Below are 9,810 nucleotides of genomic sequence, written 5' to 3' on the forward strand. Positions count from 1 at the left end.
GTTAGTTTTGGGCAGGTGGAGCTTCTGTTTTTGCTCCATCTTCCTTCTTAGGTGCCGCGTCAGCAGCAGCTGGATCAGGATTGTCCGCTTTTGTAGGTTCAGCTTCGTCGGTGGCGCCCGCTTTGTCTTCTGCAGCTGGTTTTTCTTCCGACTGCTTAGGGGTCTGTTCTTTCTCTAGCTCAGCTTCTTCTTCCTCTTTTTGTTTCAATTCTTCTTTATACTCATCAATTTCACTCTCGATTTTCTCGAGTTCCTGCTGTTTTTCTTCCCCGCTCATTTTTTCATTAGCTTTGATTTCTTCACTGTATTGCACAAGCCCATAGGCAATCAGGAACCTGTCTTCAAGGGACCTTGCAATATCCATGGCTTCCTTCGCATTGCCGCGCCCTACGAGAATCCAATATTGATAGTACATTGGATCAGACTGAAGGCTGATGGTGTTACGAATATATTCCTTTTGTTCTTCAGTCAATGATTCATTGATGATATAGGAAAGCGCAAGCTCGTATTGTACGACTTTGGGCATATCTTCAATATCGTACCTCTCAAGGATACTGACAACATCACTGTACTCGCTCTCAAGGAAGTGTTCCTGGCTGTTGATAAAAGCAGCATGTTTGGGCTCCGCAAAGATAAGGGTATATAAAGCATAAATAAAGGCAGGTACGAACAATGTAAACAGTCCGATGGTCATATAGCGAGTCAGCTTCCACTTCTTGCGTGGAATGTGAACAAGCGTTTTTTCTTTCTCCTCAATAAGCTTTGTGTTTTCCCTGATTAATTCAAGCAGACTGCTTTCGCTTTCCGCTCCCATGATGCTTTTCGCGAGCGGAGACAGTTCAAGCGTACTGTGGAAACTCAGATACTGGCCGAATTCGAACTTTCCATCAACAGCTGAGGCAACCACTGCTTTTGTCTCGTTCCAAACTCTTTCCCTGTCATTCTCATATGGAGGCAGGCTTTCTTTAACGCCATAATGGAGAAAATATGGCGTCATACTCTGATCAATGAAGATGTTTTCGGGGCTGACAAAAAGGTGCAGCCGTGTAAGCGAATGGTCCCTCACTTTTTTGACAAGCTGGGAAGCGAATATCCACTTGCTAAGGTCATCCTTTTTTTTCAGTTGGTTATATGTAATGTAGTTGGGCGGCGGTTGAATATTGAGGTTCACTTCATCCTCTGACAAAGTGATGTTTTTTTGAATCGAAGGATCGATTTCCTTCAGCATTTCCATTTCTGCAGCATCATCCAGCTTAATTTTTCCCTTTTGGAAGGTGAGCGTATAGTTGTTGCCTTCTTTCTTCATAATGGCTTCAAGCTGCTGCTCGAGGTAGGTTTGCTTCTGTTCAGACATGCTTTTTGTCTCCTTCACAATATTTCTAGGCGGTCTCCGGTGGTAATGCCACAGTCCACCAGTCTGTCGTTGCCGGACAATACAATTTGCTTATTGGGTATCCTGACCCAATGCCCTTCCCTGGGACGCTGCGAAATGGACTTGGCCTGCCAAATGATATCGATAACTTTTTTTACGGAGTGATAATTGGATAGTCGAAGGTCGAATTGCTCGCCATTGTATTGCTTTAAGTCCACTGTAACTTCTATATACAAGGTTTTTCCCCCCACGATTTACATGACGAAGGAGCGCCTTCGTCTTGGAGAAAGGCGCTCCTCTTTTTCATACTTAAAATCCGGCTTAACCTCGGATTTGGCTTGCGATTTGTGCATCGGCATCTTGAAGAGCCTTTGCTGTGCTATCAAGCTGTTGGCGAACATCTTCCAGCAGCTCCTGCATTTTAATGAATGAAGGTCTTAGGTTGGTGTATTGTTCATCAAACGCTTGGCTAGATGCACCTTCCCACATTCCTTTAAGTTGGTCGATCATCTTATCTAAACGGACAACTTGATCCCCTACTTGTGAAGCTTCTGCTCCATAGCGTTGGGACATATCTACTAATTCTTGTGGTGTTACGCGAATTACTCCTGACATTCTACATCTCTCCCCTTCCCTGAAATTACCTTTATTGTAAAAACAAAGACTCGAAATTACAAATGAAAACTCTATAAAAATGGAAAAACAGGAAAAAATACCTACATATTCATTGCTTCCAATTTTCCCCATGTTACAAAACCCTTATTTTATCCCAACTGTTACACAACGTGCTATAGGATAATAAGCCCCCGCATTTCTATGACTAATTTCCTTAAATTAAACTGGTTTTTTTATAGAAGATTCAATTTCTTCATAGGTGACTGTAATATCCTGGGTTCTCATTTCATTGACTCTGGTGCTGTAATGGCTTGCAAGTGTATCCATTAGTGAGTGATGGTCGTTCACAATCCTCCTGAAGTCCTCCTGATTGCTCTCAAGTTCTGTTTTAATTGATTCTATTAATTCTCCGTGACTTGTATTCAATTCATTATCCACTAGTTTCAGCATCTCGGAATTCAATAAAGACAGTTCCTTAAGCTGGCCCTTAAATGACTTTGCCTTTCCCCTGAGGTCCTCGTACGGCAAAAAGTCGTAGGTTCTGCTGGTTTGGCCCATCTCTGCCTCCTGTCATCATGGTCTATAATCAAAGACCGCCGCTATTTTCTTTTCTTCACTGAACATTTCCTCAATTGACGACCTAATCTTACTGAGAAGCTTGGTTCCCTCTTCAAATTCCTGCTGGAAATAGTGGAACATTTCTTCGAATGTCTCGCTAAAGGAAGAGTCCAACGGCCTTATATCCTCATGTACATTGATTCCCGTGATCTTTACATTGTCATTCGGTACTAGGTGACGGTATGCCTGGGGATTGCCCTCCATATAGCTGATGCTATTGAGAAGATTCTGCGTCCGCCTTCTGAAATCATCCAAATAATCAGTGCCGTACATAGCCTGCAGCCTTCTCACCACATCTTTTTGCTCTTCATATTTTTCAATGCCGATCTGGTAGATCCTAACGGCGGAGGATAAATTCACTTCGATTTTTTCCGTTTTGCCACCGCTGCGAGTTTCTTTGATGAGGATCATGTCATTACCGAGGTAACGCCTGTTCAGTTTCTCCTTCATGGCAATGCCGCTCGCGAGCGTTGTAGCGCCGTGAGCGTGAATCGATTTTCCCAGGCTGTCTATAAAATCTCCGGCAATATCTTTTATATTTTGCACCTTATCCTTGATTCCCTGCCATTCTACTTCAATGGTTTTCCCTACATTCATCAGGCTTGCCGCGACAGCAGCCACTTTTGCAGGATTGATGCCCCAGCTGCCGGATAAAGCAGTGCCTGCGATGTCACCAATTGCTTTAGCAATATTTATTAGGTGCTGGTGAATGGCCAATACTTCTTTTAATATTTCTGCACCAACACCGGATAATGCTGCTTTCACTATCCGTAAAGCAGCAGGAAGCTCCTCAAGAAGTGTTTTAATTTTCACAGCCATTTCACCCAAACGTCCGGCCAACTCACCGAGGAGGCCAAACAATTCATGCGGGACGTTCGGTACATAAAGCGGCAATCCTGGTCCGCCAACTACCAATGGAAACGGGGTGTAAGCTCCTTCAATTTTGATCCACTTTGGATTCTCAAGGAACTTCTTCCACTCACCCGCAATATCATCCAACAGCACGTCGAAATCCTTGTCATACCCCGTCATCGCCCGAATTAGCCCATCAAGACCGCCTTCCTCATACGCAGAAGCAAACTGGGCCATGAAAATCTGCACAGCCCTCAAATCCTCATCTGAAATACGTCCAATAATATCTCCAATCCCCTTAAACTCCGGATCCGTATCATAAATCTCCCGGGTGCCAAGGTCGATGAAGCCCCTGAGTTTAGATATTGCAAAAAGCATATCTTCCTCTGACGTTAAATGGTGAATATTCTGGCCTCTTTCACGGTAATATTTCTCCGCAAAGGCTTTCAATTCTGCTGGCGGGATGGAGTAAAGTTGGTTGTTATCAGAAAAATCTTTTCCAAAGTGCTCTGTTGCAATATCAGCAAAATCTTGGTCAATTAATAATAGTTGGTAAACTGTAGGTGGTGCATCGTTTATGGCATAAACTTTTGTGAAAGAACCAGTCATTATTTGTAGTAATTGTATATGGTTTCCTCCCAAGGAATGCCCTATTCCCCTCTTTTCCAGGGATATTTTTTCCGTTATGTTATTAGCTTTGTTAAATTTCTCAACTTCATTCTCTATCTTTTTAGTAACCAAACGGTCAAATTCATAGGCATCTTTATATTGATTTGTTAATTTACCTTCAAATATGCCAAAACCATTATAAATCCAGTCCAGCGGCACCCCGCTATCCTCCTGCTTTCCACTTTCACTACCTCTTGTAATAGTATAAGACTGGTTTATTCCCTTTTCCGGCTCGTAAAAGTGGATAACTGACCCATCAAAACCAGAGTCTCTCTCTTTTTTTAATTCTGGGAGATCTTTAGAGTGAAAAACATTTACTTCGCCTTCAAAAATCTTTCCTGTTTCTTCAAAATATATCCTTTTTATTTTTTCTTCATTTATAGAACCGTCTTTTCCATACTCTAGTTCAGCAATTCTTGCCCTTAAGATGTTTGAATTTAATAGTTCTTCGTTAGCCATCCTTTTTCCACCCTCTTAAGAGCTAATCTAAAAATTTAATAGATTTTATTAACCTTTCGGCTTCGGCTTCCATTGTCTGTTGATCAACCTTACAAGGCTTTTTCGAATCAGTACAAATATATTTCATTGAGTAGCTAATCGCTTTATCATCACTATCATTTTTAATTAAATATAAAAAGGTATTTACTTCTTTACCTTCTATATTCTTTACTTTCTTAGCATAATAATAAGTTTTTCCCTCTTGTTTAAACTGGGTATAATCCCCTTTATAACCATAACTATCTGATAAGAATGCTAAGTTAGATTCAACATCTCTTGTTCTGGGCATATTCTCATACAGAACTTTCCACTTCAAGGAAATGTTTTCCTCATTTCTAACTTCTCCAAAACTGAATGTCTCCAATTCATCTCCGCTTTGTTCAAATCCAAACGTTGCTATTTTAGCATGTTTTGGAAACAACATTGTATACCCACCAGTTTTGGATTTGAATAAATAATACCCATCTTCAACCTCTTTAGTGGAGTCCATAAAACCCCGGGTAAATTCATCTTGAAATGCAACCGTTTTAGGCAGATTGCTTGCTTCAGCCCCACTTTTTTCAGCTTTATCTTCTGTATTGTTCATCCCACATCCTCCTATGATGAGCATGGTTAACAGCAGTCCAAGTTGTAGACATTTTTTCAAATCGGGATCCCCTTTCGAGATGTTCACGACATACTTGATTCCATTATTACCACAATTTGTAATGGTTTTTCAACACTTAGTTTGGAAAAACCCCACAACAGTTCTTTATTCCTATATATATGTATTCATAAATTCAATGTATACTTTCATATTACTGTTTGAAATTTTAGCTTTTCAACCTCTATCCTAAAATCAAAAATGTCTTTTGTTACTTCCCCTTTGTAGCTTAGTGCCTCATAAAAGTCTTTATTAACCTCAAAAGAAGTGTTTGATATTTTTCCGTTTGGAGGAAATAACATCGTATACCCACCAGTTTTGGATTCTAATAAATAATATCCATCCTCAACCTCTTTAGTGGAGTCCATAAACTCACGGGTGAATGCGTTTGGAAATGCAGCCGTTTTAGGCAGATCGCTCTCTTCAGCACCACTTTAGGGTTATCTTCTGTCTTGCTTATTCCACATCCTCCTGTAAGGAAAATGATTAACAGCAGTCCAAGTTGTAGACATTTTTTCAAATTGGGATCCCCTTTCGTATGGTTACATCGTACTTCATCAATCCCATTAATTTCTTTTTAATGTCCAATCTTGATTGAGAAAGAGTTAATGAATCAATTAAACACGATAGACTTCATTAACCTATTCGCCTGTTCCTCAGCTAAACCAGGGTTTAAGTTGCATGCTTTTTAGGGATTCGCACAGGAATAATCAAAGTAAAACCTTATTGTTTTATTACTACTATTACTTATTAGGGTGGCTAACAGCAGTAATAGTTGTAGAGGTATTTTCAAATCGGAAACTCCTTTCAAAATATTATGAACGAATCCCAACTTCTGACTCAACACAACCATTCCTAATTATTACCACAATAAGCATCTTGGTTTCAATGATTATTACAGTGGTAATCTCTTAATCCAGTTCGCTTTCCACCTGGGGTTGTATGCTTCCTACATTACTCCTCCTAGTTCCTACATAGAAAAAGCCAGAGCTTCTTTAGCTCTGGCTACTAATTTATTATCTTGGCAAACTATAAGTTGCCGTTTTCCCTTTAAACAGCTTTTCAGAACTGTTATATAAAGGCCCGAATTGTAGGTCGAAACTCTTATATAGTCCAAACTCATTTTTCCTGAACAAGAAAACATGATATTTTTCTCCTTGTTCCCCAGCCTTGATTTCTCTAGGTTCAGATGGCTCAACCTTCCCCTCTGAAAGTGCATTGCCTCGGTTTTTATCTACAGCCAATTTCGACACAATCATTCGGGGAGTAATAGTTTCCCCAACTTCTTCATTTCTCATATTTGTGCACCTACTTAAAAGCTAGTTTATAAAACGAATGGATTGCATCATCTTCTTTGCCTCTTCTTCTAGAGAGGCTGGATCCAATGTACATTTCCCAGATGAATCTTTACAGAACGTCTCCATATAATATCTAATTGCTTTATTACTACCTTTGTTTTTTATGTAGCTAAAATAAGTATAGACGTCTCTACCCTCGACTTTAAATACCTCTTTAGCGTAATAATAAATATTATTGTCGTCTTCAAACTTACGATAATCTTTCTTTTGGTAACCTACGCTATCAGACAGTAAATTCAAATTTAATTCCGTATCTGAAGTACTAGAAACATCCTCATACGTTAGGTCCCATAAATAAGAAAGACTCCCATTCCCTCTTATTTCTCCAAAGTAAAGGGCTTCATATTCTGTGCCATTTTTCTCATAACCCTTTGTGGATAATTCGGCATTTTCAGGAAATAACATCGTATACCCATCAGTTTTGGATTTGAATAAATAATATCCATCCTCAACCTCTTTAGTGGAGTCCATAAAACCCCGGGTAAATTCATCTTGAAATGCAACTGTTCTAGGCAGATTGCTTGCTTCAGCCCCACTTTTTTCAGCTTTATCTTCTGTATTGTTCATACCACAGCCTCCTATGATGAGCATGGTTAACAGTAGTCCAAGTTGTAGACATTTTTTCAAATCGAGATCCCCCTTCGAGATATTCACAACATACCTCGTTCCATTATTCCCACAATTTGTAATGACTTTTCAACAATAAGTTAGGAAAAACCCCACAACAGTTCTTTAATCCTATGTCTATGTATTCATAAGTGCAATGTATACTTGCACATAATTTTCGAATTTTAGGCTTCCTACATTACTACCCCATTTCCTCCATAGAAAAAACCAGAGCTTCTTTAGCTCTGGCTACTAATTATTATCTTGGCAAACTATAAGTTACCGTTTTCCCTTTAAACAGTTTTTCGCCACCGTTATATAAAGGCCCGAATTGCAGGTTGAAACTCTTATATAGTCCAAACTCATCTTTCCTGAACAAGAAAACATGATATTTTTCTCCTTGTTCCCCAGCCTTGATTTCTCTAGGTTCAGATGGCTCAACCATCCCCTCTGAAAGTGCATTGCCTCGGTTTTTATCTACAGCTACCTTCGACACAATCATTCGGGGAGTAATAGTTTCCTCAGTTTGATTGTCAAGCTTCAACTTTACAGTTAAGGCGACGATGCCACTGTCACCAAAGTTCCTAAAACGCTCCTTATGTTCTTCGCCCGGAGTAATTTCGGTGTATTGAACACCTTCTAATGTTACTTTTACACCATCTATTTGTTTTGATTGGTTAATACCTGACTTTTCGAAAATCATTTTCTTATCTGCCATGTTCCTCATTGTCAGTTCGTCAGGGTAAAATTGCGGCGCACTTGCTGCTTCTTTCGCTTGTTCCTCGCTAAAAGTAAAATCATAAACGCCAGCTTCCATGAATCCCCCTTTAAATTGATCATTGTCGGCTGCACCGCCCTCAATAACAAATTTAGGCTTGACGCTTTTTAATGATTCATACTCCTCATTTGTTAATGTGAAAGACACTAGCCCTTCTACTTTTTCTCCTGCTCCCCACTTAGAGGATTCTTTTTCTACCGATGATTTTGGATGTTCCTCTTTTACGAAGCTTCTATCATCCGGTATATAATTCGATTCACTGCTAAGTCGTATTTGAAAGTTCGGAGGGTAGTACATTGCCTTTTTCGTTGTATTATCAATGGTGACTTTCGCCGTGATTACGTAGCCTCCTGTCTGGTCGTCAAACTCGATGAAGAAATCATTGTTCATATCTGTAACTTTAACAATTTGATATTCATCCACTCTCACTTTGAAACCGTTCATATCATGTGAGTAATTTGGTTCCTTGTTTGTATACAGGACTTCAACATTACCTTCTGACTCTTTCTCAATGTTTGGATTCATCACTTCGTTGCTTCCAGAAGCTAACTTTTCGCTTTTTGCTTCCGTTTTTTCTGCTTTTACTTTAGCCGGTTCTTCCGTTTTAGGTTTTGAATTGGCTTTTTCCTTTGTTCCCGATGCTTCTTCATCATTCCCGCATGCTGTTAGCAGCAGCGTTGCAGAAAGAAACAATGAAGATATGATTTTTCCTTTTCTCATGTTAATTACCCCTTTGTTCTTTTTGTCATACCTGTACATTATAAACTAAATGATTACCTTTAAAAATACAAAATTAGTCAATTTTATATATTTTAGAAGAACTATCCATATACTCATTCCTTCCGTACCCCAATCAGAATAACCCTTCTCCCGCACTCCAATAAATGGTAGAGTATAAAAAAAGCTTAACGGGGTGACAAACTTGATATTCATCATTATCATTCTGATCATTTATTTATACGATTTTACCAAGTTTCGAAAACAAAACGATACGCTAATTGCACAAAACGAAAGAATCATAGCCCTTCTTGAAGAATTGAAGTCAAAGTAAAGCGGGGGAAACAAGGAAAAAGCCGCCTATCATGAGAATAACGGGTTCGGTTTCGAAGTAAAAAATTCAAATTAGCGGCTAAAATCACAGTAAAATTAGCAGTTGAATTAATAAGTCGAATTAACACAATAATCGGCATAAAAAATGCTCAGGGCATAAAACTCTGAGCATTTTTCTATATATTGGCTTCTTGAACTAAACCTGTTACTTGAATAAGGATTACTCTAATATCAACGTTACATTTTCGTTATCAAGGATAATTTCTTCTATCCAGTCAAATATTGTAGGACCTTTGTTCATTTTTGCATCCTTTATTTCTTGGATTACTTTCTCTTCATTACTTTGATGGCAATTATTCAAATTCTCATTTAGTTTAACTATCGTTTCACTGTACCCCAAATCTTCTTTAGATTTAGCAGAATTCCTCCAAATAATAGTATATTGTTCTTCGTCTTCTATATCTCCGAAACCTCCAAACAAAATATCATCAAATGCATCAAGATTTCCCTGCCAGTTATATTTTCCAGAGAGGACTATATCTGAAAACTCCTTACAAAACCCCTTAAAGTTAGAAAATCTATCTCCATCGAAAATAAAAACTTTGTTCATAATAGCGCCTCCCCTACATTGTTTTTTTCTTATTTTATCATTTCACTTTATTCGACTAACCTGCCCTGATAGTTCCATAAGAAAAAGAGCTGCCAAAGTAAAGCACACGTTCGTAATATAAGATCAGCCAGATATTTCTGG

At 38.9% G+C, this 9,810-nt stretch carries 12 protein-coding genes; 1 reads left to right on the forward strand and 11 read right to left on the reverse strand.

Annotated elements, in window-relative coordinates:
• Nucleotide 1: 1 nt before the first annotated feature.
• The 10 genes from essB to D1970_RS20700 all read right to left on the reverse strand — a co-directional run bounded on the left by essB (nt 2) and on the right by D1970_RS20700 (nt 8,729).
• Nucleotides 2-1,354 (reverse strand): type VII secretion protein EssB, encoded by a 1,353-nt coding sequence (essB, locus tag D1970_RS20655; protein WP_119114742.1) that lies wholly within the window; start codon nt 1,352-1,354, stop codon nt 2-4.
• Nucleotides 1,355-1,368: 14 nt separating this feature from the next.
• Complete coding sequence (yukD, locus tag D1970_RS20660; protein ID WP_119114743.1) at nt 1,369-1,608, reverse strand: ESX secretion system protein YukD; 240 nt, start codon at nt 1,606-1,608, stop codon at nt 1,369-1,371.
• A gap of 85 nt (nt 1,609-1,693) precedes the next feature.
• Complete coding sequence (locus D1970_RS20665) at nt 1,694-1,987, reverse strand: WXG100 family type VII secretion target (RefSeq protein WP_119114744.1); 294 nt, start codon at nt 1,985-1,987, stop codon at nt 1,694-1,696.
• Between the two features lie 219 nt (nt 1,988-2,206).
• On the reverse strand, nt 2,207-2,545 hold the full coding sequence (locus D1970_RS20670; protein WP_119114745.1) for a hypothetical protein: 339 nt from the start codon (nt 2,543-2,545) through the stop codon (nt 2,207-2,209).
• Between the two features lie 15 nt (nt 2,546-2,560).
• Nucleotides 2,561-4,585, reverse strand: a complete 2,025-nt coding sequence (locus tag D1970_RS20675) for a DUF6792 domain-containing protein (protein ID WP_119114746.1) — start codon at nt 4,583-4,585, stop codon at nt 2,561-2,563.
• Between the two features lie 22 nt (nt 4,586-4,607).
• The gene (locus D1970_RS20680) at nt 4,608-5,210 is read right to left on the reverse strand and encodes a YvcA-related protein (protein WP_119114747.1); all 603 of its coding nucleotides are present in this window, start codon (nt 5,208-5,210) and stop codon (nt 4,608-4,610) included.
• 206 nt (nt 5,211-5,416) lie between these two features.
• Entirely contained in the window at nt 5,417-5,635 is a 219-nt protein-coding gene (locus tag D1970_RS22080) for a YvcA-related protein (protein WP_142921043.1), read from the reverse strand.
• Nucleotides 5,636-6,283: 648 nt separating this feature from the next.
• Nucleotides 6,284-6,565 (reverse strand): hypothetical protein, encoded by a 282-nt coding sequence (locus D1970_RS20690; RefSeq protein ID WP_119114749.1) that lies wholly within the window; start codon nt 6,563-6,565, stop codon nt 6,284-6,286.
• 21 nt (nt 6,566-6,586) lie between these two features.
• The gene (locus tag D1970_RS20695; protein WP_119114750.1) at nt 6,587-7,192 is read right to left on the reverse strand and encodes a YvcA-related protein; all 606 of its coding nucleotides are present in this window, start codon (nt 7,190-7,192) and stop codon (nt 6,587-6,589) included.
• 298 nt (nt 7,193-7,490) lie between these two features.
• Nucleotides 7,491-8,729: a DUF5068 domain-containing protein gene (locus tag D1970_RS20700; protein ID WP_119114751.1), complete on the reverse strand. Its 1,239-nt coding sequence runs from the start codon at nt 8,727-8,729 to the stop codon at nt 7,491-7,493.
• A 202-nt stretch (nt 8,730-8,931) separates the two neighbouring features.
• Between D1970_RS20700 and D1970_RS23190 the strand changes: the two genes are divergently transcribed.
• Nucleotides 8,932-9,060, forward strand: a complete 129-nt coding sequence (locus tag D1970_RS23190) for a hypothetical protein (protein WP_259339727.1) — start codon at nt 8,932-8,934, stop codon at nt 9,058-9,060.
• A 219-nt stretch (nt 9,061-9,279) separates the two neighbouring features.
• Here the strand turns inward: D1970_RS23190 and D1970_RS20705 are convergent, their stop codons facing one another.
• A complete protein-coding gene (locus D1970_RS20705; protein WP_119114752.1) occupies nt 9,280-9,669 on the reverse strand; it encodes a barstar family protein in 390 nt (129 codons plus the stop codon).
• Nucleotides 9,670-9,810: the final 141 nt, after the last annotated feature.

Origin of the sequence: Mesobacillus zeae (assembly GCF_003570705.1) — a bacterium.
Taxonomy (GTDB): Bacteria; Bacillota; Bacilli; order Bacillales; family Cytobacillaceae; genus Mesobacillus_C; species Mesobacillus_C zeae.

Coding starts and splice junctions, on each gene's coding strand:
- D1970_RS20680 (WP_119114747.1), bottom strand. CDS start 5,210: ATGAACAATACAGAAGATAAAGCTGAAAAAAGTGGGGCTGAAGCAAGC.
- essB (WP_119114742.1), bottom strand. CDS start 1,354: ATGTCTGAACAGAAGCAAACCTACCTCGAGCAGCAGCTTGAAGCCATT.
- D1970_RS20700 (WP_119114751.1), bottom strand. CDS start 8,729: ATGAGAAAAGGAAAAATCATATCTTCATTGTTTCTTTCTGCAACGCTG.
- D1970_RS20675 (WP_119114746.1), bottom strand. CDS start 4,585: ATGGCTAACGAAGAACTATTAAATTCAAACATCTTAAGGGCAAGAATT.
- D1970_RS20690 (WP_119114749.1), bottom strand. CDS start 6,565: ATGAGAAATGAAGAAGTTGGGGAAACTATTACTCCCCGAATGATTGTG.
- D1970_RS22080 (WP_142921043.1), bottom strand. CDS start 5,635: ATGGACTCCACTAAAGAGGTTGAGGATGGATATTATTTATTAGAATCC.
- D1970_RS20665 (WP_119114744.1), bottom strand. CDS start 1,987: ATGTCAGGAGTAATTCGCGTAACACCACAAGAATTAGTAGATATGTCC.
- D1970_RS20670 (WP_119114745.1), bottom strand. CDS start 2,545: ATGGGCCAAACCAGCAGAACCTACGACTTTTTGCCGTACGAGGACCTC.
- D1970_RS20695 (WP_119114750.1), bottom strand. CDS start 7,192: ATGAACAATACAGAAGATAAAGCTGAAAAAAGTGGGGCTGAAGCAAGC.
- D1970_RS20705 (WP_119114752.1), bottom strand. CDS start 9,669: ATGAACAAAGTTTTTATTTTCGATGGAGATAGATTTTCTAACTTTAAG.